General features: G+C 62.4%; 21 protein-coding genes. 14 read left to right on the top strand and 7 right to left on the bottom strand.

The annotated features are described in order from the left end of the window. Positions 1 to 16: 16 nt before the first annotated feature. From BOH68_RS12320 to ihfA, 10 genes are all read left to right on the top strand, one after another. Positions 17 to 529, top strand: coding sequence for a DUF2489 domain-containing protein (locus BOH68_RS12320; RefSeq protein WP_077374644.1), 513 nt, complete (start codon positions 17 to 19; stop codon positions 527 to 529). A gap of 111 nt (positions 530 to 640) precedes the next feature. Further along, positions 641 to 1795, top strand: a complete 1155-nt coding sequence (locus tag BOH68_RS12315) for an amidohydrolase (RefSeq protein WP_077374642.1) — start codon at positions 641 to 643, stop codon at positions 1793 to 1795. A gap of 278 nt (positions 1796 to 2073) precedes the next feature. After that, complete coding sequence (locus tag BOH68_RS12310; RefSeq protein ID WP_065392602.1) at positions 2074 to 2949, top strand: OmpA family protein; 876 nt, start codon at positions 2074 to 2076, stop codon at positions 2947 to 2949. 345 nt (positions 2950 to 3294) lie between these two features. Next, positions 3295 to 5193 (top strand): threonine--tRNA ligase, encoded by a 1899-nt coding sequence (gene thrS, locus BOH68_RS12305; RefSeq protein WP_077374640.1) that lies wholly within the window; start codon positions 3295 to 3297, stop codon positions 5191 to 5193. A 34-nt stretch (positions 5194 to 5227) separates the two neighbouring features. Further along, the gene (gene infC / locus BOH68_RS12300; RefSeq protein ID WP_077374638.1) at positions 5228 to 5767 is read left to right on the top strand and encodes a translation initiation factor IF-3; all 540 of its coding nucleotides are present in this window, start codon (positions 5228 to 5230) and stop codon (positions 5765 to 5767) included. 100 nt (positions 5768 to 5867) lie between these two features. After that, complete coding sequence (rpmI, locus tag BOH68_RS12295) at positions 5868 to 6062, top strand: 50S ribosomal protein L35 (protein ID WP_043335648.1); 195 nt, start codon at positions 5868 to 5870, stop codon at positions 6060 to 6062. Between the two features lie 45 nt (positions 6063 to 6107). Then, the gene (gene rplT, locus BOH68_RS12290) at positions 6108 to 6461 is read left to right on the top strand and encodes a 50S ribosomal protein L20 (RefSeq protein WP_043335644.1); all 354 of its coding nucleotides are present in this window, start codon (positions 6108 to 6110) and stop codon (positions 6459 to 6461) included. 358 nt (positions 6462 to 6819) lie between these two features. Further along, a complete protein-coding gene (gene pheS, locus BOH68_RS12285) occupies positions 6820 to 7839 on the top strand; it encodes a phenylalanine--tRNA ligase subunit alpha (protein ID WP_077374636.1) in 1020 nt (339 codons plus the stop codon). A 56-nt stretch (positions 7840 to 7895) separates the two neighbouring features. Further along, a complete protein-coding gene (gene pheT / locus BOH68_RS12280; RefSeq protein ID WP_077374633.1) occupies positions 7896 to 10280 on the top strand; it encodes a phenylalanine--tRNA ligase subunit beta in 2385 nt (794 codons plus the stop codon). A 26-nt stretch (positions 10281 to 10306) separates the two neighbouring features. Continuing rightward, a complete protein-coding gene (gene ihfA, locus BOH68_RS12275) occupies positions 10307 to 10669 on the top strand; it encodes an integration host factor subunit alpha (RefSeq protein ID WP_103751403.1) in 363 nt (120 codons plus the stop codon). Between the two features lie 138 nt (positions 10670 to 10807). On the opposite strand, the gene BOH68_RS12270 is transcribed toward ihfA, so the two are convergent. Then, entirely contained in the window at positions 10808 to 12202 is a 1395-nt protein-coding gene (locus BOH68_RS12270; RefSeq protein ID WP_077374631.1) for a TrkH family potassium uptake protein, read from the bottom strand. Beyond that, positions 12199 to 12852, bottom strand: a complete 654-nt coding sequence (locus tag BOH68_RS12265) for a potassium channel family protein (protein ID WP_077374629.1) — start codon at positions 12850 to 12852, stop codon at positions 12199 to 12201. The genes BOH68_RS12270 and BOH68_RS12265 overlap by 4 nt, the downstream gene beginning before the upstream one ends. 408 nt (positions 12853 to 13260) lie before the next feature. Here BOH68_RS12265 and BOH68_RS12260 point away from each other — a divergent pair, with 408 nt between their 5' ends. After that, complete coding sequence (locus BOH68_RS12260; RefSeq protein WP_077374627.1) at positions 13261 to 14718, top strand: sodium-dependent transporter; 1458 nt, start codon at positions 13261 to 13263, stop codon at positions 14716 to 14718. A gap of 169 nt (positions 14719 to 14887) precedes the next feature. Here the strand turns inward: BOH68_RS12260 and lapB are convergent, their stop codons facing one another. The 3 genes from lapB to BOH68_RS12245 all read right to left on the bottom strand — a co-directional run bounded on the left by lapB (position 14888) and on the right by BOH68_RS12245 (position 16788). Beyond that, a complete protein-coding gene (gene lapB, locus BOH68_RS12255) occupies positions 14888 to 16066 on the bottom strand; it encodes a lipopolysaccharide assembly protein LapB (RefSeq protein ID WP_077374625.1) in 1179 nt (392 codons plus the stop codon). Further along, a complete protein-coding gene (locus BOH68_RS12250) occupies positions 16067 to 16372 on the bottom strand; it encodes a lipopolysaccharide assembly protein LapA domain-containing protein (protein ID WP_077374623.1) in 306 nt (101 codons plus the stop codon). A 119-nt stretch (positions 16373 to 16491) separates the two neighbouring features. After that, complete coding sequence (locus BOH68_RS12245) at positions 16492 to 16788, bottom strand: integration host factor subunit beta (RefSeq protein ID WP_077374621.1); 297 nt, start codon at positions 16786 to 16788, stop codon at positions 16492 to 16494. A gap of 268 nt (positions 16789 to 17056) precedes the next feature. Between BOH68_RS12245 and BOH68_RS12240 the strand changes: the two genes are divergently transcribed. Both BOH68_RS12240 and BOH68_RS12235 read left to right on the top strand, forming a co-directional pair. Continuing rightward, positions 17057 to 17332, top strand: a complete 276-nt coding sequence (locus tag BOH68_RS12240) for an FAD assembly factor SdhE (RefSeq protein ID WP_077374619.1) — start codon at positions 17057 to 17059, stop codon at positions 17330 to 17332. Beyond that, positions 17292 to 18086 carry a hypothetical protein gene (locus BOH68_RS12235; protein ID WP_077374617.1) on the top strand — a complete coding sequence of 265 codons (795 nt, stop codon included), beginning with the start codon at positions 17292 to 17294 and terminating at the stop codon, positions 18084 to 18086. The genes BOH68_RS12240 and BOH68_RS12235 overlap by 41 nt, the downstream gene beginning before the upstream one ends. Here the strand turns inward: BOH68_RS12235 and nadB are convergent, their stop codons facing one another. Both nadB and BOH68_RS12225 read right to left on the bottom strand, forming a co-directional pair. Next, complete coding sequence (gene nadB, locus BOH68_RS12230; RefSeq protein ID WP_077374615.1) at positions 18087 to 19820, bottom strand: L-aspartate oxidase; 1734 nt, start codon at positions 19818 to 19820, stop codon at positions 18087 to 18089. Next, positions 19817 to 21085: an FUSC family protein gene (locus tag BOH68_RS12225; RefSeq protein ID WP_077374613.1), complete on the bottom strand. Its 1269-nt coding sequence runs from the start codon at positions 21083 to 21085 to the stop codon at positions 19817 to 19819. Before BOH68_RS12225 ends, nadB begins: the two co-directional genes overlap by 4 nt. A 440-nt stretch (positions 21086 to 21525) precedes the next feature. On the opposite strand from BOH68_RS12225, the gene BOH68_RS12220 reads away from it, so the two are divergent. Then, on the top strand, positions 21526 to 22923 hold the full coding sequence (locus BOH68_RS12220; protein ID WP_077374611.1) for a class II fumarate hydratase: 1398 nt from the start codon (positions 21526 to 21528) through the stop codon (positions 22921 to 22923). The last annotated feature ends 142 nt before the right edge of the window (positions 22924 to 23065 follow it).

The raw sequence follows: 23065 nt of genomic DNA, 5'->3' as shown, positions 1-23065 counted from the left end.
TCGGCAGGAGAATCGCATGTCCCTGAGTACCAGCATCATTCTGATCGTCATTGCACTCATCATCATCGCCGGTCTGACGGCGTATGCGCTCAAGTTGCGCCGTGAGGTGAGGAAGCGCGAGGCGTTGCGTGCAGAGGAGTTGACGCGTGCACGCGCCAATTGCCTGGAGAGTCTTGAAGCGATTGCCCGTGCCATGCAGGCCGGCCAGGTGGACCTCGTGGAAGGGGGGCTGCGCTGCAAGGTGTTGATCGAGATACTGGATACCTCGCTGGCAGAGGATGACGTCCTGGGGGCCTTTGGCACCCTGCACGGGCGAGTGTCCCACCTGCATACCCACTCGGCACGCAAGGCACTGAGCCCGCGTGAGCGGCTGGCAGAGGACAAGGAGCGCATCGCCGTCGAGGAAGAGATGGCCAAGCCTCTTCAGCAGGCAGCGCAATGCGTGCTGGAAAGCATGCCGGTGTGGTATCGCGAGTACCTGGGACGTGAACGGCCCGTGGCACCGACGGATCTGGGTCAGGCGCTATAGCGGCATCGGGTGCTGCGCACGGGCGGGGAGAGCATTCGCTTCGGACCCGCGGGTCACGAGCCGCAAGGCATCGTGTGAATTCGGGTGGTATCAGGCCATTGAGAGGCTGGCATGAACAATACGCTCCCGCTGCTGGGAACTGAACTGATCGAGCTGCGCCATGCGCTGCATCGGGCACCGGAGCTGTCCGGGCAGGAGGAAGCTACCTCGGCCCTGATCGCCGGCTGGATGGAAGAGGCAGGCGCCGAGGTGGTCACGGGATTGGGAGGGCATGGCCTGGCGGCCATCTTCCGCGGCGCCGCGCCCGGTCCGCGGGTCATGTTGCGCTGTGAGCTCGATGCGTTGCCCATCGATGAGGTGCCGCGGGGAGACTGGTCATCCTGTCATCAGCATGTCGGCCATCTCTGTGGTCACGATGGGCACATGACGTGGCTGCTGGGAGTGGCGCAGCGCCTGGCCAGGCGCCCGGTAGCCAGGGGCGAGGTGGTATTGCTGTTCCAGCCCGCCGAGGAGACGGGAGAGGGTGCGCGTGCGGTGGTACGCACCAAGGCCTTCGAGACCATCAAGCCGGATTTCCTCTATGCCTGCCACAATCTGCCGGGGCGGCCGCTGGGAGAGGTCAGCGTCCGTGATGACGCCTTCACCTGTGCCTCGCGGGGCATGATCGTGCGGCTTTCCGGACTGTGCGCCCATGCAGCCCATCCCGAGAATGGGCGCAGTCCCGCCATGGCCATGTGTCGCATCATGCAGGGACTCTCTCGACTGTCGCTGCAGTTCGCGGACGAGACGGGGCTTGCCATGGTCACTCTGGTGCACGCGCGGCTGGGGGAGGTCGCCTTCGGCACCGCGCCGGGGGATGCTGAGGTGATGGCGACCCTGCGCACGGAAAGCAACGACATGATGAAGGCCCTCGCCGAGGCGGCGGTCTCATTGGCTCGCAGTGAGGCGGAGGAGGATCATCTCGGCATCGAGGTGGACTGGTGCGATGCCTTTGAGGCGACCTGGAATTCGGCTGAGGCGAACGCGGTGATTCGTCGCGTGGCGGCGCAGGTGGGGCAGCCCTGTCATGAGCTGGATCAGGCACATCGTTGGTCGGAAGATTTCGGAGTGCTGGGGCGAGAATGCCATGCCGCCATGTTCACGCTGGGGGCCGGTGAAGCGCTCCCGGGACTCCATCATCCCCGCTATGATTTCCCGGATGACCTGATCATGCCGGGTGTCGCGCTCTTCGAGGGACTGGTTCGTCACCACCTGAACGGTGCATGAATCGTGACTTTTACAGCGTCTCTTAAATGATACAGGTAGTGTCAAAGTTTTTCGACGTTGCAAAAAACACTGTTTTCCTTCAACGTATGCATGAGGATCGGTACCGTTTTCAAGGGAAACAGACCCGATCAGAGCTGGAAGGACGCACTCAGATGTGCTTTCTTCTAAAGGGATGAGGTATATAAAATTCCTTTCACCGTAACGAGTTCGGCTCTTATACTCGGAGCCGCTGCGTAACACCCCGTTACAAATAGCGCTGTGTAAAGAAGGAGTCTTACATGAAAAGATCTACGACTGGCCTGGTTCTGGGGTCTGCATTGGTTGTTGGCCTGTCTGGCTGTGCAAGCTCTGCTTCCCAGTCCTCATCCGCTGAGAAGCCGTGGTACAGCCAGCCGTTCGTCTGCGGTCTGGCCGGTGGCCTGATCGGTGGGGGGATTGGTTACGGCGTCTCTGGCGACAGCGACGAAGACACCGGCGCTTCTCTGGGTGCCGTGGGCGGCGCGACTGCCGGTGCACTGCTGTGTGCTGACGACGCTCCGAAGTCCATGGACGACGACGGCGATGGCGTGCCGAACGATCGTGACGAATGCCCGGGTACTCCGGCAGGCGTCGCAGTCGATGCGAAAGGCTGCCCGCTGGACACCGACGGTGACGGCGTTGCTGACTACAAGGACCAGTGCCCGGGTACCCCGGCCGGCGTCACTGTTGACGCGAAAGGCTGCCCGCTGGATTCCGATGGTGACGGCGTGCCGGACTACCAGGACCAGTGCCCGAACACTCCGGCAGGTGCCAAGGTCAACGCCCTGGGCTGTGTCGCTGACCTCGTGCTGCGCGACGTGAACTTCGAGTTCGACTCCGCCAAGCTGACCTCCGGCGCTGAGCAAGTGCTGAACGGTGTGGCTGCCAAGCTGGTGTCCAACGAGAACGTTCGTGTCCGTATCGAAGGTCACACTGATTCCGTGGGTTCTGACTCCTACAACAAGCAGCTCTCCCAGAAGCGTGCTGACTCCGTCAAGGCGTACCTGGCCTCTGAAGGTGTCGGTTCCAACCGCATGGAAACCATGGGTTACGGTGAAGAGCAGCCGGTTGCCAGCAACGACACCGCTGCAGGTCGTGCTGAAAACCGTCGCGTCGAGCTTGCTGAAGTCAAGTAAGCCCATCGCGGTAAGCTGAATCAGACGGGGCGCCTTCGGGCGCCCCGTCTGCGTTTCCCCCTTCAGGTTCATGTACCTGCTCATGGGTGTGTCTTTACGCTATTTGAGTGGGCTGCTAAGGTCTTGTCTCGATCATGGGCCATCGGTCCGTGCGTCCGTGATGTGTGGCCGGCGCGTCAGCGCTCTGCGCCATCACGGCAGCTTCCCCTGGCATCGTAGGCCGGGGACGGCAACCGTTCCGTCCATGATCCGTACCACCCCATCGAGCCGACGCCCCAGGCGCTCGGCTAAATTCGCTTCACGTGACCCTTGGTAAGGGCCACCACTGAATGCAAGGACTCCTTCATGCCTATCGTTACCCTGCCTGACGGCAGCCAGCGTACCTTCGATACTCCGATTTCCGTGATGCAGCTGGCCGAATCCATCGGTCCCGGCCTTGCCAAGGCGTGTGTCGCCGGCAAGATCAACGGCGTCGAAGTCGATGCCGCCGACATGATCACCGAAGATGCTGACGTCGCCATTCTCACGGCCCGTGATGCCGAAGGCCTGGACGTGATCCGTCACTCCTGCGCCCACTTGATCGGTCATGCCGTCAAGCAGCTCTATCCGGATGCCAAGATGGCCATCGGTCCGGTCATCGATGACGGTTTCTATTACGACATCGATTTCGGTCGCTCCGTGACGCCGGAAGACCTCGAGTCCATCGAGAAGCGCATGAAGCAGCTGATCGACAGCGAGTACGACGTGGTCCGCGAGTACGTCTCGCGTGACGAGGCCATGGCCGCTTTCGAGAAGCGTGAAGAGCCGTACAAGCAGGAAATCATCGAAGGCATCGGTGAGAGCGATACCATCCGCCTGTATCACCATGAAGAATACACCGACATGTGCCGTGGCCCGCACGTGCCGAACACGCGTCACCTGAAGCACTTCCAGCTGCTCAAGCTGGCAGGTGCCTACTGGCGTGGTGATTCCACCAAGCCAATGCTGACGCGTATCTATGGCACCGCCTGGCCGGACAAGAAGCAGCTCAAGGCCTACCTCAAGCGTCTCGAGGAAGCCGAGAAGCGCGACCACCGCAAGCTGGCCAAGAAGCTGGATCTCTTCCACATGCAGGAAGAGGCACCGGGCATGGTGTTCTGGCACCCGAATGGCTGGACCATGTATCAGGTGCTCGAGCAGTACATGCGCCGGATACAGCGAGCCAACGGCTATCAGGAGATCAAGACCCCTCAGGTCGTCGATCTTTCGCTCTGGAAGAAGTCCGGGCACTGGGGGCATTACAACGAGCTGATGTTCACCACCGAGTCCGAGAAGCGTGAGTACGCCGTCAAACCGATGAACTGCCCGTGCCACGTCCAGGTCTTCAATCAGGGGCTCAAGAGCTACCGCGATCTGCCGCTGCGTCTGGCCGAGTTCGGCTCCTGTCATCGCAACGAGCCTTCAGGCTCTCTGCACGGCCTGATGCGTGTGCGTGGTTTCACTCAGGACGATGCTCACATCTTCTGTACCGATGATCAGGTGCAGTCCGAGGCGGAAGACTTCATCCGACTGACGCTGGAAGTCTATCGTCAGTTCGGCTTCGAGGATGTCGAGCTCAAGCTCTCGACACGCCCCGAGTCGTTCATCGGTGAGCCGGAAGCCTGGGACAAGGCCGAGGCTGGCCTGCAGGCGGCACTGGATGCGACCGGCCTGTCGTGGGAGCTTCAGCCGGGCGAAGGCGCCTTCTATGGACCAAAGATTGAATTCTCCCTGCGAGATTGCCTGAATCGTGTCTGGCAATGTGGTACGCTACAGCTCGACTTCAATCTGCCTGAGCGTCTCAGTGCCCAGTTCGTCGATGAAAGCGGTGAGCGTCGCACTCCGGTCATGTTGCACCGTGCGATTCTCGGCTCCTTCGAGCGCTTCCTCGGCATACTGATCGAGCACCACGCTGGCGCGATGCCTTTCTGGCTCGCCCCGGAGCAGATTGTCGTGATGAACATCACGGATTCCCAGGCAGAATATGCCAAGGATCTGGTCTCTCGCCTCGAGAAACATGACATCCGTGTCAAAGCAGACTTGAGGAACGAGAAGATCGGCTTTAAAATCCGTGAGCATACTCTGCAGAAGGTTCCTTACCTCATCGTCGTCGGCGACAAGGAAGTGGAAGCTGATGCAGTAGCTGTCAGAACCCGTTCCGGTGAAGACCTCGGCACCATGAAAGTTTCAGAATTCATGGAACGCCTGAAGGAAGAACAGGTCTGACAGTAACGAATTTCAGCCAAACGGAGACGCAACGATCAAGCGGAATAATCAGCGCGGACGCCCCCAGGAAAAGCGGGCTCCCATCAATGACCGTATTCGTGCGGACGAAGTCCGCCTCATCGACGCAGATGGAGAGCAGGTCGGCGTAGTGCCGACGAAAGAAGCGCTCACCAAGGCCGAAGAGGCAGGGCTCGACCTCGTCCAGATTTCCAATGCCGATCCCATCGTCTGCAAGATCATGGATTACGGCAAGTTTCTTTTCGATGAGAAGAAACAGAAGAATCTTCAGAAGAAGAAGCAGAAGCAAATCCAGGTCAAGGAAGTCAAATTCCGTCCTGGTACCGATGAAGGCGATTATCAGGTCAAGCTGCGTAACCTGACTCGCTTCATCGAAGGCGGAGACAAGGGCAAGGTTACCTTGCGCTTCCGTGGTCGTGAAATGGCGCATCAGGACATCGGCCGCAAGCTGATGGAACGTATCGCCGGCGACCTCGGTGAACTCGTGACCGTCGAGTCCTTCCCGAAAATGGAAGGCCGTCAGATGATCATGATTCTCGCGCCGAAAAAGAAGTGATCCACAGGCAGTAGAACGGACATATCAGGGTCACGCTTGCGGGCGTGGCTCTTTTTGTCGGCCTTGGATTTTCTCAAGAAACCGAGCGGAGTTAATACTCATGCCGAAGATCAAGACTAACCGCGGCGCTGCCAAGCGCTTCAAGAAGACTGCCAACGGCTTCAAGCACAAGCAGTCCTTCCGTAGCCACATCCTGACCAAGAAGTCGACCAAGCGTAAGCGTCAGCTGCGTGGCATGAAGCAGGTTCACGCTGCAGACAAGGCGCTGATCCAGCGCATGCTGCCGAACCTGTAAGCCGTCCTTACCTCGGTCCAACTTTCTTAATATCAGGAGTACGCTATGTCCCGCGTCAAGCGTGGCGTCGTCGCACGTCGCCGTCACAAGAAGATCATGAAGCAGGCCAAGGGTTACTACGGAGCGCGTTCACGCGTCTTCCGCGTAGCCAAGCAGGCTGTCATCAAGGCCGGCCAGTACGCTTACCGTGACCGTCGTGTCCGCAAGCGTCAGTTCCGTGCCCTGTGGATCGCGCGTATCAACGCTGCGGCCCGCATCAATGGCATGTCTTACAGCCGCTTCATCGCTGGCCTGAAGAAGGCCAATATCGAGATCGACCGCAAGGTCCTCGCCGATATCGCGGTTCACGAAAAAGCTGCCTTTGCTGCCATCGTCGAGAAGGCCAAGGCTGCTCAGTAAGTGACCGGATCAGATGTCGCCCGGCACCGGCCAGCCACGCGAGTGGTGAGTCGAGGCGTGACTGTCGAATGCTTGCATTGGGCAACTCAGGCGGTATCGAGATGACGTGTTACGTCACAGGGGAAGAGCAGCCGCTCTTCCCCTGTTTTTGTTTGGCCTGCCGTCAGAGAATCGGCGGTGGGTCAGCAGTGACATGAACGGGATTGGCCGCGTTGTGGGCCGGTCTCTGGCAAGGGCGCGACCGTCTGTGTGACTCACCGCAGGCGGAGCGCTCTCCCTGCCGACCCTCGGGTCGGCGCGACTTCCATTGGTGGCGGACATTGCCGCGCCAGTGACTCAAGCGATCGGAGCTGAACGGATGGAACATCTTTCCACCCTGGTGGACGAAGCACGCACCGCGATCCAGGCGGCCGAAGACGTCCAGACCCTCGACGAGGTACGGGTACGTTTTCTCGGCAAGAAGGGCGAGATCACCGCACTGCTCAAGGGCCTCGGCAAGCTGTCCCCCGAAGAGCGTCCCAAGGCCGGTGAGACCATCAACGAAGCCAAGCAGCTGCTGAGTGGCGAGTTGGATGCACGTCGCAATACGCTGGAAACGGCAGCGCTCAATGCACGACTGGCTGCTGAACGCGTCGACGTCACCTTGCCGGGACGCGGCGAACCAGTGGGTGGCCTGCACCCGGTGACGCGCACGCTTGAGCGCATCGAGAGCTTCTTCGCGCACATCGGCTACGGGGTTGCCGAAGGCCCGGAGATCGAAGATGACCACCACAACTTCGAAGCGCTGAACATCCCGTCGCATCACCCGGCACGTGCGATGCACGATACGTTCTACTTCGACGCCACGCGTCTGCTGCGTACGCATACCTCGCCGGTGCAGGTGCGCAGCATGAAGGCCAGTGAACCGCCGCTGCGCATCGTCTGCCCGGGTCGTGTCTATCGCTGCGACTCTGACCTGACCCATACCCCGATGTTCCATCAGGTCGAGGGTCTGCTGGTAGATGAGAACGTCAGCTTCGCTGACCTCAAGGGCACCGTCGAAGAGTTCCTGCATGCCTTCTTCGAGCGCGATGATCTGGAAGTCCGTTTCCGTCCGTCCTACTTCCCGTTCACCGAGCCGTCTGCCGAAGTCGACATCCAGTGCGTGATGTGTGCCGGTGACGGCTGTCGTGTCTGCTCCCACACCGGCTGGCTCGAGGTGATGGGCTGCGGCATGGTGCATCCGGAAGTCTTCCGTCACTCCGGTATCGATAGCGAACGCTTCCGCGGCTTCGCCTTCGGCATGGGCGTGGAGCGTCTGGCGATGCTGCGTTATGGCGTCAATGACCTGCGGTTGTTCTTCGAGAATGACCTGCGTTTCCTTCGCCAGTTCAGCTAGGCACTCATTCACGTATCGCGCCGTGAGGGCGTGAACTTACGGAACAGGACAGCAAGATGAAATTTTCCGAACAGTGGCTGCGTGAGTGGGTGTCGCCGGAACTGAACACCCAGCAGCTGGCCGATCAGGTCACCATGGCCGGTCTGGAAGTCGATGGTATCGAGCCGGTTGCCGGTGAGTTCACCGGTGTGGTCGTGGCCGAGGTCAAGGACAAGCAACCGCATCCGGAGGCTGATCGCCTCAATGTCTGCCAGGTGGATGATGGCTCTGGTGAGCTGGTGCAGGTCGTGTGTGGCGCGCCGAACGTTGCCGCCGGCCAGAAGGTGCTTTTCGCTCGAGTCGGCGCGAAGCTTCCGGGCGACTTCAAGATTCGCAAGGCCAAGCTGCGCGGTGTCGAATCCCGCGGCATGATCTGCGGTGCCTCCGAGTTGGGTCTGGAAGCCGAAGCCTCTGACGGCATCATGGTGCTGGCTGCTGATGCTCCGGTCGGTGACGATGCTCGCGCCTTCCTCAACCTTGATGACAATGCCATCGAGGTCGATCTGACCCCGAACCGTGGCGACTGCCTGAGCGTCAAGGGTCTGGCGCGCGAAGTCGGCGTGCTCAACCGTCTGGCCGTCACGGCGCCGAGCATCGAGCCGGTCGCCGCCCAGATCGACGATACCTTCCCTGTCACCGTCAGCGCCTCCCAGGCGTGCCCTCGCTATCTGGGGCGGGTCGTGCGTGACGTCAATGTTGCCGCGACCTCTCCGCTGTGGCTTGAAGAGCGTCTACGTCGCAGTGGTATCCGCAGCATCGACCCCGTCGTCGACGTGACCAACTATGTGCTGCTCGAGCTCGGCCAGCCAATGCACGCCTTCGATCTGGCGCGCCTGAACGGTGGCATCGAGGTGCGCATGGCGGCCGCTGAAGAGCCGCTGACGCTGCTCGACGGTCAGGAAGTCGCGCTACGTGACGACACCCTGGTCATCGCCGACGAGAAGGGCCCGCTGGCCATCGCTGGCGTGATGGGCGGCGAAGGCAGTGGCGTGAACGGCGAGACGCGCGACATCTTCTTCGAGTCGGCCTTCTTCGCGCCGTTGAGCGTGGCTGGCAAGGCGCGCAGCTATGGCCTGCACACCGACAGCTCGCATCGTTTCGAGCGGGGTGTGGACGCGCAGCTGCAGCGTGATGCCATCGAGCGGGCGACGGCTCTGCTGCTCGAGATCACCGGTGGCAAGCCGGGCCCGATCATCGAGGTCGCAAGCGACGCAGCGCTGCCCAAGGCCGCCGTCGTCAGCCTGAGCGGCGCCAGTGTCGAGCGCACGCTGGGCATGGCATTGCCGGATGCCGAGATCGTCGAGATCCTCGAGCGTCTGGGCATGCAGGTCGTGGCCGATGGCGAGAGCCAGTGGCAGGTGACGGTGCCGAGCTGGCGTTTCGATGTCAGCATCGAGGCTGACCTGATCGAGGAGCTGGCGCGCATCCATGGCTACAACAATCTGCCGGTCAGCCGCCCGAACGCGCGCCTGGCACCGGCCGTGGCCAATGAGACCACCCAGCCGCTGACCAGCCTGCGTCGTCAGCTGGTGGCGCGGGGCTATCAGGAAGCGATCAGCTACAGCTTCGTGGCGCCTGAGCTGCAGAAGACGCTGGACCCGCACGGAGTCGCGCCGGCACTGGCCAACCCGATTTCCAGCGACATGGCCGTGATGCGCAGCTCGCTGCTGCCGGGGCTGGTCAAGGCACTGAGTCACAACCTCAATCGTCAGCAGTCGCGCGTGCGCCTGTTCGAGACCGGGCTTGTGTTCCGTGGTGAGCTGGACTCCCTCGAGCAGACACCGATGATCGGTGGCCTGATCACCGGTGCACGTCTGCCGGAAGGCTGGAATGGCGGTCGTGACAAGGTCGACTTCTTCGATCTCAAGGGCGATGTCGAGGCACTGCTGGCACTGGGCGGCAACCTGGATGCCTGGCGTTTCGAGGCTGCCGAGCATCCGGCGCTTCATCCGGGTCAGTCCGCTCAGCTGTTCTACAACGGCGAGCCGGCAGGCTGGATGGGGGCTTTGCACCCGGCGGCGCGTGCCGAACTCGGCCTGAAGGTCGAGGTGTTCGTGTTCGAGATCACGCTGGCCGCTGCCTGTGCGGGCCGTCTGCCGCGCTTTACACCGCTCTCCAGGTATCCGGAAGTGCGTCGTGACCTGGCCTTCGTGGTCGAAGAGGGCGTGCACGTGCAATCGCTGCTCGACGCCATCCGCTCGCAAGCCGGGGAATGGCTGACGGATCTGCGCCTGTTTGACGTCTATCAGGGCCAGGGGGTAGCCGATGGTCACAAGTCGCTCGCTCTGGGCTTGACCTGGCAGCATCCTTCGCGCACGCTGAATGATGAGGAAATCAATCAGTTAGTCGATGCGATCGTCGCCGATGGCCACACACGTTTCGGGGCGGCGCTGAGAGCATGAGTCGCCACTTGAACGAGGGAGCGGACATGGGAGCGTTGACCAAGGCGGAACTCGCCGAGCATCTCCATGCAGAGCTTGGCATGTCCAAGCGCGAAGCCAAGTCGATGGTCGAAGTCTTCTTCGATGAGATTCGTGGCTGCCTGCGTGAGAACGAACAGGTGAAGCTGTCCGGTTTCGGCAACTTCGATCTGCGTGACAAACGCGAGCGTCCGGGGCGCAATCCCAAGACAGGCGAGGAGATTCCGATCTCCGCGCGTCGCGTGGTGACCTTCCGTCCTGGCCAGAAACTCAAGGCTCGGGTGGATGAGTACGATGGCGAAGGCCATACCCATCAGCGCCTTGAGGAGCATGACGACCACGATGATCATCATGATGACGATGATCACTGAGGTCGCTGGTCGAAGCCGTTGCCGTTGAGCCATTGACAGCTTCGCCGCTCCTGTCGTTCGAGTGAAAAGCCCCGATGCCCTGCATCGGGGCTTTCGTCGTTCAGGGGGAGAGAAAGTGCGTCAGACAAGTCGTGCTGCCTAGCCGATGGAGAGTTCGGTGCGTGCATAGCTGACGCCGGGACGGCTGCGGGTCGCCAGCAGGTAACCCAGTGCCAGCGGGCCGGTGCGTCCCAGCAACATGGTGATGATGATCAACCACTGTCCGGGAGCGGAAAGCTCCGGCGTCACCCCCAGGCTCAGTCCCACGGTGCCGAACGCCGAGACCGTCTCGAAGGCCAACGACCGGAAGTCGTGGTCGGGGTCGGTGATGGTCAGCCCGAACAGCATGCTGAAGATCAACAGCATGCCGGCCAAGGCCACGGCGATGGCCTTGAAGACAGTCTCGTCTCCGATACGGCGGCCATGCAGGGTCGGTGAGTGTCTCTGGCGCAGGAAGGCGCGAGTGGTCAGCAGCAGCACCACGAAGGTGGTGATCTTGATGCCACTGGCCGTCGAGCCACTCCCGCCACCGATGAACATCATCGCCATGGTCCAGAGGGTCGAGGCCTGTGTCATCGCGGAGGTATCGAACATGCTGAAGCCGGCGGTACGGGGCGTCACTGCCATGAAGGCTGCCGAGATGAAGCGTTCGCCATGTTCACGCATGCCTGCCAGGGTATCGGGGTTGCCCCATTCAAGCGCCAGTATCACCACCAGGCTCAACAGGTTGAGTGCGATGGTGGCTTCCAGCACCAGGCGTGTCTGTACGGAGAAGCGTGAGGGGTGCAGCAGCACGCGCCACCCATGCTCACGCCTGCGCTCGCGCAGTTCGCCGATCACGGCAAAGCCGATGCCACCCGTCATGAAGAGCAGGCTGATGACGCTTGCGACCAGCGGGTTGCGGGATTCGCGCAACAGGCTGTCCGGCCACAGGGTGAAGCCGGCATTGTTGAAGGCCGAGACCGAGTGGAAGAGGCTCAGCCACATGCCGCGTCCCCAACCATGGCGTGGCACCCATTCGAGCGCCAGCAGCAGAGCGCCGCCCAGTTCAAGTGTCACCGCAAAGGCGGTGATGACCCTGAGCAGTCGGCCGATCTCGCGTGAGCTGCTGCGGTTGAGCGCTTCACGCAGCAGGCTGGTCTGATGCATCGGCAGTCGTTGCCCCAGCATCACCAGTGACAGGGCGGCGATGGTCATGAAACCGAGGCCGCCAAGCTGGATCAATACCAGCACGACGGCCTGCCCGGCGAAGGTGAACTCGCTGAGCGGGGTGACGGAAAGCCCGGTGACGGTCACCGCCGAGGTGGCGGTAAACAGTGCCGACAGCCAGCTGAGGCCCTCCTGATGCATGCCTGGCAGTTTCAGCAGGCAGGCCCCCAGCATGCTGAGTCCCAGAAAGCCGCCCAGCAGGATCTCCGGAGGCGACAGGTGGATGATGGGTCCGCGTGGGCCACGGGTCAGGGGGCGAAGATAGCGTCTGTAGCGCTGCCTCACAGATGCGCCCCCAGCTTGCGCAGCGCGCTCAGTTCGCCGATCAGTACCAGATGATCGCCAGCGGACAACTGCGTACTGCCGGAAGGCTTGCGATCGAGTGTCGCGCCCTTGCGCAAGGCGATCACGCTGATGTCCTCATCGATGGGGAGCTGATCGAGCTGTTGGCAGTCATCGCACAGACGCTCGCTGACCTCCAGCTCGACCACGAACTGGTGATCGCCCAGGTGGATGAAGTCGACCATGGCGTGATAGGCGAGGCTTTCCGCCACCCGCACGCCCAGGTCGTACTCCGGGTGCACGATGTGATCCACGCCCAGACGGCTGAGCAGCTTGTGATGCGCATCCGAGGTCGCCTTGACCCACAGTTCCCTGGCACCGAGTTCCTTGGCCAGCAGCGCGCAGATCAGGCTCTGCTCCATCGAGTCGGCCAGATCGATCAACACGGCGTCGAACTGTTCGAGGCCAAGCTCACGCAGGGCATGCTCATCGGTCGGGTCGGCAATGACGGCCTGATTGAGCAGGTCCGCCATGGCATTGAGACGTTTCTCATCGAGATCCACGCCGAGCACTTCATGGTCGTGGCGCCTGAGCTCCCGCGCGACGGTACTGCCGAAATACCCCAGTCCGATCACCGCGAATTGACGATGCATGACGACTCCTTGTCTGCGCTGCTTGAGAGGGCGAGAGACCTGTCAGCTCAGCGAATTCCGAGGCTCTGCCGCTAGCGCTTTCAGGTGCGCTCATGGATGAGCTTACTCCAGTGACTCGTCGATGTCGGCTTCCGCACCGAACCTCGCCCGACAGGGATTTCCCTTGCCAAGCGCCTGCTCTGATGGTCGTTTCAAATGTTACCAATTAGCAGTGGCTGATGTAGAGTGAATGGCGTCGCTTGGTAATGGCGCTATCGCAGACGTTTTGCGAGGTGCGTGTGGGGATTTTCCACAGGAATCGCGGACGAACATCCTTCTTATCAGTAAAATGGTCTGCGTGAGCACCCGAGACGGCAAGGCGTTGCATCGATCACCACTGGCTCACAACAATAACTCGTAAGGTATTCCATGACGGCAAGACAGCAACCCAAGAATCTCTGGATCAGTCGCTGGGGGTTCATCCTTGCAGCTACCGGTTCCGCGGTAGGGCTGGGCAATATCTGGAAGTTTCCCTATATCACCGGTGAATATGGCGGAGGCGCCTTCGTGCTGGTGTATCTGGCCTGCATTCTCGCCGTGGGCGTGCCCGTGATGATGGCGGAGATCGCCTTCGGGCGTCGTGGTCGCGGCAGCCCCATCGAGGCGATCGCCAACCTGGCCCGGGAAGCGGGGGCCAGCCCGCTGTGGAAGGTCTTCGGTTGGATGGCGATGCTGGCCGGCTTCATGATCCTGTCGTTCTATGTCGTGGTCGCGGGGTGGTCCTTCAGCTACCTGTGGAAGATGGCCAGCGGGTCGCTGTCCGGACATGGCGTCGCTGAGCTGGGCGGTATCTTCGAGGCTGGCAACGCCAATCCCTGGGCACTGGGTGGCTGGGCGACGCTGGTGACGGTAGTGACGATGCTGATCGTCGGGCGTGGCGTGCAGGAGGGGGTCGAGAAGAGCGTGCGCTGGATGATGCCGGGCATGGTGATCATGCTGTTGATCATGATCGGCTACGCCCTGACCTCCGGCAACTTCTCGGCAGGCTTCCACTTCCTGTTCGACTTCGATGTCTCCCGATTGAGCAGTGAGGGCGTGCTGGCCGCGCTGGGGCATGCCTTCTTCACCCTGTCGCTGGCCTCCGGCGCCATCCTGACCTACGGCTCCTATCTGCCGTCAGGGACCTCCATCGCTCGCACCACCTTCACGGTCGCGATCGCCGATACGCTGGTGGCGCTGATGGCGGGACTCGCGATCTTCCCGATCATCTTCGCCAATGGCATGGACCCGTCCTCCGGTCCGGGGCTGATCTTCATGAGCCTGCCGGTGGCCTTCAACCAGATGCCCTTCGGTCAGCTGTTCGGGGTACTGTTCTTCGCCATGCTCTCCATTGCCGCCTTGACGTCCGCGATCTCGATGATCGAGGCCACCGTCGCCTGGCTGAGCGAGAACCGCAACATGAGTCGCACCAAGGCATCGTGGCTTGCCGGAAGCGTGTTGTGGCTGGTCGCGATGTTCGCGATGCTGTCCTTCAATCTGGGCGCGGACTGGACCCTGGCCGGCAAGCACTTCTTCGACTGGCTGGATTACCTGACCTCGCGCTGGATGATGCCGATCGGTGGCATCGCCATGGCGCTGCTGGCCGGCTTCGTCTTCAAGAGCAGCATGTTGCGCGATGAGCTGGATCTGAGTGAGGGAGGCTACCGTATCTGGCTGTTCATGATTCGCTATGTCAGCCCGATCTGCATCGTGGCGATCTTCATTGATGCGCTTGGCGTGGCGGCCCTGAGTCTAGAGGACTGGCCGTATTTCCTGGGGGCCATCGTGCTGGCCTGCGGGGCGGGAGAGACGCTGTCACCGCGTCTGCGTGGGCCTCGCGTCGCCTGACAAGCTGGAGAGTCGAGGGCTTTCAGGCCCTGGAATGACGAGACGCCCCCGTCGCGAAAGCGGCGGGGGCGTCTTGCCTTCTGCTCGGGCGCACTTGGTCTGGCGTGCTTGGTCTGACGGGCTGAGCTGACGGGCTGGTCCAGATGAGCGAGTCACGGAATGCGGGGGCTCATTCGCCCTCCAGTCCGGTGATCGGCTTGACGGTACCCCAGTGGCGACATTTCGGGCATTGCCACAGCAGCATCGAGGCCTCGAATCCGCAGCGGTGGCAGCGATGGCGAGGGCGTGCCTCGATCAGCTGCTGGGTATGGCGCTTGAGCAGGCTGAAGCGCTGGGTCTCGCGCTCATCGGCATCCAGCAGGTACAGGTCGAGCAGATAGTCGACACCCCGCAGGCTGGGGTGACGATGCAATTGCTCGCTGGCGAAGCTGACGGCGGCCTCGACTCCTTCCCGGCGCTCGATCAACTGGGCGAGACTGACCACCGTGGTGGTATAGGGGCCGCGCTCGACTTCCTGCTGCAGATAGCGCACCAGTCCGCTTTCGTCGTCCAGCATGTGGAATGCCTTGCCGAGCGGTTCGAGAATGATGGGAGTGAAACCGGTGTCCTGACGCGGAATGCGCTGCAGCAGGCGAATGCTCTGCTTGTAGTTGGCATGCTCGTATTCGATCTCGGCCAGCATCCAGTTGGCGCGCACACACTTCTCATCCGTGGAGAGTGCCTGCTTGAGGCGCTTGCGCGCCACCGCCTGACTGCCTTCGAGGATATCGAGGGCCGCCAGTTCGCAGTGCCAGTGGGCGGCGGCGCGTCGGATGCCACCTTCCTGACGCAGGATGGGGTGCGCGACCTCGAGGGCAGCCTCCCATTCTCGCTCACGCTCGAGCAGATCGATCAGGAGGCGTCGGCCAGCGCGACGATGGTCATCGTGCTGGGCCTGCTTGAGGAGGGTTTCCAGCAGCTTCTCGGCGCGGTCGTAGACACCGCTGCGCATGAAGTCGCGGGCCAGTTCCAGCTGTACGCGTTCGCCCTGCTCGCTGTCGAGGGCCGGGCGTGCCAGCAGATTCTGGTGGATCTTGACGGCGCGGTCGACCTCCCCGCGACTGCGGTACAGGTTACCCAGCGCGATGTGGGTATCGACCGTGTCGCTGTTGACTTCCAAGGCCTGTACGAAGGTTTCGATGGCGCGATCAGGCTGCTCGTTGAGCAGATGATTGAGGCCAACGAAATAGTCGCGGGACAAGGTGGCAGGGGCGGGAGTTTGCGTAATGGGGCGACGATCACGTCGCCCCAGCCAGAACCCGATGGCAATGGCGGCCATCAGCAGTCCCAGCAGTATCAGGTCAGGCATTTATGCCACTTCCTTGATCTCCTGGATGCGCAGCTGGTCCAGTTCCTTGCGTTGCTGCTGGTTGCGGCGCTGCGCGCGGGTCAACAGCGTGCGCAGGCGCAGATACATGCCGGTCATGGCGATCATGCCGAGCACGACGCCGATGGCCAGTGAAAACAGCAGCCACATGGAAAGTGAGGCAGCCGGCAGCTCGAGCCAGATGAGGTCGAGAGGCACGGTTTGCTGGTTGTGAACGGCAAACAGGATGCCGACCAGCAGAACGATCAGCAGGATCACGGCCAGAACGAGACCTTTTAGCCAGCGCATAACGGTTTCCTTGTCATGAAATGCAGTCGTGAATCATCGCTTGGCGAGTGTATCACCGGGCAAGCCGTGAGTCTCGACGTCAGCCGTGCGGCCTGAGGCCAGGCCGATGCCTTGTGGGCTCAGTAGCCGAGCGCGCGGCTGGCATCGACCTGTTCGCGCAGTTCCTTGCCCGGTTTGAAGTGCGGGACGAACTTGCCGTCCAGCTGGACGGGCTCTCCGGTCTTCGGGTTGCGTCCCAGACGCGGCTCACGGTAGTGCAGCGAGAAGCTGCCGAACCCCCGAATCTCCACGCGCCCCCCGTGGGCCAGCGCATCAGTGACATCATCGAGGATGATGCGAACGGCGGCTTCTACATCCTTGAGCGACAACTCAGGCTGTCGCATGGCTATCTGTTCGATCAGCTCGGACTTGGTCATCGGATCTCTCCATGCCTGCACCCTTGCGGGAAGGGTGATCGTGATGCGGCTGTCAGATGACCTCTTGTCGTCTGACGGACCCCCGCATCCTCGTGATTGTTATCTCCTCAGCATAATGGGCAAATCCTGAGAAAACAACGCACTACGAACATCATTGCCCATCACGACATGGATTGCCAATTCCTGTCGTGGCAAAGGGTCAACGGATGCTGTCAGACTCCCCCTCGGGTATACTGCCGGCATTGATGTGACGACTGAGGTTCGGGCAATGGATGAGATGATTCGCAAGCGCCTTCACTGGCACTCCCGCCGCGGCATGTGGGAACTCGATCTGCTGCTGTTGCCTTTTCTCGAGCAGCGCTTCGATGCGTTGAGTGAGCAGGACAAGGCCCTCTACGTGGAACTGCTCGCGGAAGAGGATCAGGATCTCTTCGTGTGGCTGATGAAGCGGGATCCGTGTGGCAATGAGGACTATCAGCGCCTGATCGACATGGTGATCGCCAATGCAGAACATGGCGAACGCGATCAGTTCAAGGGCCTCTGAACAGGCCCTGCATGCTCAGGCGATTCTGCGCCTGATACTGCTGGCGTGCAGCCTCGTGCTGATGACGTGGCTGTTCGCTCGCCTGGCAGGACCTTCCGGCCTGGATGCCTGGTGGGCCTGCCGCACCCATGATGCTCTGCCTTTCGAGGCGGAGCATTGTGCTTTCTGGGGCATGATGCCGCCTTTGAACATCCATTCGGCCGTCATGGCCATGCTGACCACAGGCGGGGTCTTGCAGGGGGTGGAAGCCTGGTGGTGGTGGCATCGCCGTGACCGGCATCGGGAGGTATGGTGGCTGGCGCTCGGGGCGGAGCCCGTGGGGGAAGGGGCGGAGCGCTCGGGGCTGGCCGCCATGCCAGAGGCAGAGGCAGAGACGGAGACAGGTGAGGAGGGCGAACTGGCGCACGACGAAGCCGAAGAGGAAAGTCCTCGCTCACCGGCATCACTCGACGAGACGCGCAGGCGGCACCCCGAGATGCGCCTTTGCTGGTGGTGGGCGGACGCGAACTCCGGTGGCTGGCAGCGAGTCGGCGTCACGCGCCTGTGGTGTTCGCCGCGACTGGTGGGCCTGCGCCTCACGTGCCCCGGTGAGCGCTCACGTACTCTGTGGCTATGGCCAGACAGCGCACCTCCAGCCCAGCTGCATCGGCTGCGACTGTGGCTGCTGTGGCCACCTCTCGCCCACGACATGCCACGACAGCCGCCTGCCATCGAGCCGCTGATGGCCCGTATCGCGACTGATCGCCGCCAATGATCATCTGAGGTGAATCACGCTGTCACGCGCGCGCGGTGCCGGCATGGGGTAATCGCGCACGAAGTGGAGCCCGCGTGATTCATGACGTTGGTGAGCGCTGATCAACAACAGCGGCGCCAGAGTCAGCGCCTGATACAGGGCCAGGTGAGTGACACCTGCGCTGGCCCCTGAGTGCCTGCCTTGCCGGGAGAGTTCAGAGGAATGAGCGCGCTCTGACGAATGAGGGGGCTCACAGGCCAGCCAGGCCGCCATCTGATCCAGTGCCGCTTCCAGTCCCTGCTGGCTACGCTCGATGCCCGCCTGCAGGCTCATCAGGCGCCGCAACGCCGTGAGCCACTCATCCGCTTCGCGATTCTCCAGGCACATCACGTGCTGCCAGAGTGCATGCCTGTCTTTCAGCCGGGTCAATAGTGCCTGCTGGCGGGGAGGCACCTGTCCTCGTTCAGGCAGCATGCTCGTTGTGAGCGCCTGCGCCACTGGCCAGGTGTCGGGCGCCGATTCGCGCTCGGTGAGCGCCTCGCCGCAGGCGCGCGCCTGCACCAGGCATTCCAGCAATGAGTTGCTGGCCATGCGGTTGGCCCCGTGAAGCCCTGTACAGGCCACTTCGCCGATGGCCCACAGTCCTGCCAGATCACTCGCGCCATTCAATTCGGTGGCGATTCCGCCGCAGCTGTAATGTGCTGCCGGTACCACGGGAATCGGGGCTCGGGTGATGTCGATGCCACGCTCCCGGCAATGCGCCAGGATGGTCGGGAAGTGATGATGGATGGCCGCGGATCCCAGCGCATTGATATCGAGATGGACGTGATCCAGCCCGTGAGCGCGCATCTCGGCGAGGATGGCGCGCGCCACCACGTCGCGTGGTGCCAGCTCCAGGCGAGGGTCGTGATCCAGCATGAAGCGATGGCCATCGGGGCGCTTCAACAGGCCACCTTCGCCGCGCACGGCTTCCGAGATCAGGAACGGCGTTCCGGCCGGGTCGTACAGACAGGTGGGGTGAAACTGCTGGAACTCCAGATTCATCAGGCTGGCACCGGCACGCACGGCCATCGCCATGCCATCCCCGACGCTGGCGCTGGGGCTGGTGGCATGCGCAAACAGGCCGCTGGCACCGCCCGTGGCCAATACCAGGTCGCGTACCGTCAGCAAGCGTTGCTGGCCGGTGCCATCGATGACCCGCAGTCCCGCGACCTGGGCCCCCTTCACCTCGATGTCCACGGCGAGCAGGTCATCGAGCACCTCGATGGCAGGATGTGACTCGACATGCTGACTGAGCGTATCCAGCAGCGCCCGCCCCGTGGCGTCGGCCGCATGGATGATGCGTCGCCGGCCGTGGCCGCCTTCCCGGGTGAGGTGATAGGGATAGCTGGCATCGGCTTCGGCTGGCGTGAAGGGGACGCCAAGCCCGATCAACCACTCGATGGCCTCGCGGGAATGTCCGACGGTAAAGCGCACCGCTCGCTCGTTGCACAGGCCGTCCCCCGCGATCAGCGTATCGGCGACATGCGATTCCACGTCATCCTCCGGGGCCAGTACCGCCGCGATGCCGCCCTGAGCCCAGCGGCTGGCCCCCTGGGCCTCCCGCGCCGGACGCAGCAGCGTCACGCGGCGCGAGCGCGACGCGGATGAGGGCTGATTGGCCAGGCTGAGCGCAAGGGTCAGGCCGGCCGCACCGCCGCCCACGATCAGGACATCGTGGTCACTGGTGGCAGTGATGTCATGCGCTGTGCTCATGCGTCTTTCCTTGGCGTGTCACCGGGCGTGGCTGAGGGCGAGCGGGAATGAGCGTCATCCCGGGTGTCAGGTGACTTCGCCTCGGGTGTCGGGGGCGTGCCGTCGCTGTCAGAGTCCTTGGGGACGGCTGTCTCGCCCGGGGTCGGGTCCTCCGGCAGGAAGATCCGGCGGGCATCACTGATCAGGCCATGGCCCGGCAGGCGCCGTTGCAGGCGCTCGCTGGGCAGACGTTCCAGCAGGGACAGCCGCTCCCCGAGGGCTTCCGTCAGGCGCGCGAGTTCACGATTCAGCCACAGATAGCCTGCCGGACTGAACAGGGCACGTCCTTTGCGGCTCTCGACATTGCGTACCTCGGCATAGCGCTGCAGGTCGAACGGGGTGACCGTCAGCTCGATGTGCTGGCCGGTACGCACCTGGAAGGCCAGCGTGCCGAGGGCACGAGCCAGTCGGTGCTGGGCATCGCGCAGGCCCTCGAGTCCTTCGATGAACTCATGACCTTCTCGCGTGTTCCAGTGGGTTTCCTGCAGCAGCTCGATGGTCGAGATCATGCGCCGCTCGAACGACAGGATCTCCTCGATATCACCGCGCTGGATCCGGCCTTCACGCACCACGGCATCCACCAGTCCACGCTGCTTGACCAGCTGGGCGGAGGTGGCGCGCACCAGATTGAGCGTTTCCTCGATGCTGGAACGCTCTGCATTGGTGTGGTTGTGATAGAGCCGCGCCAGCTTGTCGAGGTTGTCGGCCAGCAGGAAGCGGAAGACATCCGTCGCCTTCTGGGGCAGCAGGACCAGGCTGACCACAATACTGATCAAGGTGCCCAGTACCACGTTGAAGACGCGCCACAGGGCGATACCGAGATCATGATTGCCATCGCCCACCACCATCAGCAGGGTGACGCAGAACAGCAGCGAGCTGTAGCCATAGCGATTGCTGAAGGTGGCATTGAGCGCCAGCGCGATGCCGACCATGCTCCAGATGGGCACCACGCCGGGCAGCGGGTCCGCGACCAGTATCAGGATCAGCCCCCAGAGTCCCCCCAGCAGCGTGCCGAGCAGGCGCTGCGAGCCCTTGTCGAGCACGCCGCCGACGTGGGGCAGATTGCCCATCACCATCACGGTGCTGACCAGTGCCCAGGAGCTGTGCGGCAGATCGAACAGCTCGATGATGCTGAAACAGAGCGTCAGGGCGACGGTGACCCGCAGGATATGCAGGCGCTGGCGGTGCAGATAGGTGAAGTAGGGATTGTGCGATAGCCAGTTCATGCCGATTCCCCCTCGCGAATGACAAGACCGGGAGTGAGCAGGCGAGTCGCAGACATGGCGGGCATCAGCAGCAGAGAAGTGGACATCGGGTGCCAGGAGATTCCGTCGACAGAGAATGGAAGAGGATGTCGTGAGCGATGCCGCCGCGCACCGGTGCAGGCAGGGCGCGGCGGACCACCGAATCGCCGCACAGTGTAACCGACCCCCACGAGCTCGTCACAGCGCTTGGCATGCCAGAATCACGTTGTCATCAGCAGGTTAGTGGCGGGTCGTGAAGGGCAACGCGGAAATCTGATGATTGTTATTGATAATCACTACCATCAAGTGGCTTGATTGGATTCCCCCAAGGCCCCACGTGATCATGGGGGCAATCCATTCACGCCTACCGGCAGCGCCAGTCACACGAGCCGCTGCCTGGTGTCATCACAGGGAGTCATTGCATGAGCAGCCAGACCCGTCGCGAACAGGACAGCATGGGCGAACTCGAGGTGCCGGTCAGTGCACTCTACGGGGCGCAGACCCAGCGTGCGGTGGACAACTTCCCGGTCAGCGGCCAGCCCTTGCCGGCACCGTTCATCCAGGCGGTGGCGCGCATCAAGCTTGCCGCGGCAGAGGTCAATCTCGACCTCGAGTTGCTGGATGAGGCGCGTGCCGGCGCCATCGTCAAGGCGGCGCGCCAGATCATCGATGGCGAGCATGCGGATCAGTTCCCGGTCGATGTCTTCCAGACCGGTTCCGGCACCTCGACCAACATGAACGTCAATGAAGTGCTGACGCATCTGGCCAATGCCCAGCTGGAAAGCGAGAACAGCGACCTCAAGGTCGGCGCCAATGATCACGTCAACATGGGGCAGTCCAGCAACGATGTCATCCCGACGGCGATTCACCTGTCGGCGGTCATTGCCGTCACCGATACCTTGCTGCCTGCGCTGCGTCATCTGCATGACGTGATCGCGAGCAAGGCGGCGGAGGTCGATGATGTCGTCAAGACCGGCCGCACTCACCTGATGGACGCGATGCCGATTCGTCTGAGTCAGGAGCTGGGGGCATGGCAATCCCAGGTGGCACAGGCCATCGAGCGCATCGAGGAGTCGCTGCCGCGTCTCGAGCGTCTCGCCCAGGGCGGCACGGCCGTCGGCAGTGGCATCAATGCGCATCCCGAGTTTGCCGAACGCATGGCCAAGCGCCTTTCGCTTCAGACCGGGCACGCCTTCCGTCCGGCCGACAGCTTCTTCGCGGCGCTGTCTTGTCAGGATTCCGCGGTCGAGCTTTCCGGCCACCTGCGGACCTACGCCGTGGCGATGATGAAGATCAGCAATGACCTGCGCTGGATGAACTCCGGGCCGCTGGCCGGGCTGGGCGAGATCGAGCTTGAGGCCTTGCAGCCGGGCAGCTCCATCATGCCGGGCAAGGTCAATCCGGTGATTCCGGAAGCCGCCGCCCAGGTGGCTGCCCAGGTGATGGGCAACGATGCCACCATCGGCATCGCCGGTCAGAGCGGCAACTTCCAGCTCAATGTCATGCTGCCGTTGATCGCCAACAATCTGCTGTCCTCGATCACGCTGAGCGCCAATGTCAGCCGCCTGCTGGCGGACAAGGCCATTGCCACCTTCACGGTGCGGCGGGACAACATCGAAGCGCCGCTGGCCAGGAACCCTATTCTGGTCACGGCACTCAATCCGGTGATCGGTTACAACGAGGCCGCACGTATCGCCAAGGTGGCCTATCAGGCCGGCCGGCCGATCCTCGAGGTGGCCGAGGAGGAGACGGATCTCGACCGTGAGACGCTGGAGCGTCTGCTGGACCCGGCCAAGCTGACCGAGGGCGGCATCCAGTAAGCGTGCCCCCGCAAGGCTGACAGCAAGCGTCAGCAGGCAAGAGACAGCAGGCAAGAGACAGCACGCAAGAGTCTGCGAGTAAACGACAGAAAGCCCGCCCTCCAGTCAGGAGGGCGGGCTTTCTGATGTCGCGAGCAGATGG

The sequence above is a fragment of the Cobetia sp. MM1IDA2H-1 genome, from assembly GCF_002916775.2.
In the GTDB taxonomy this organism is placed as follows: Bacteria; Pseudomonadota; Gammaproteobacteria; order Pseudomonadales; family Halomonadaceae; genus Cobetia; species Cobetia marina.
The sequence above is the reverse complement of the archived record's forward strand: the minus strand, read 5'-3'. Positions and strand labels throughout refer to the sequence as shown.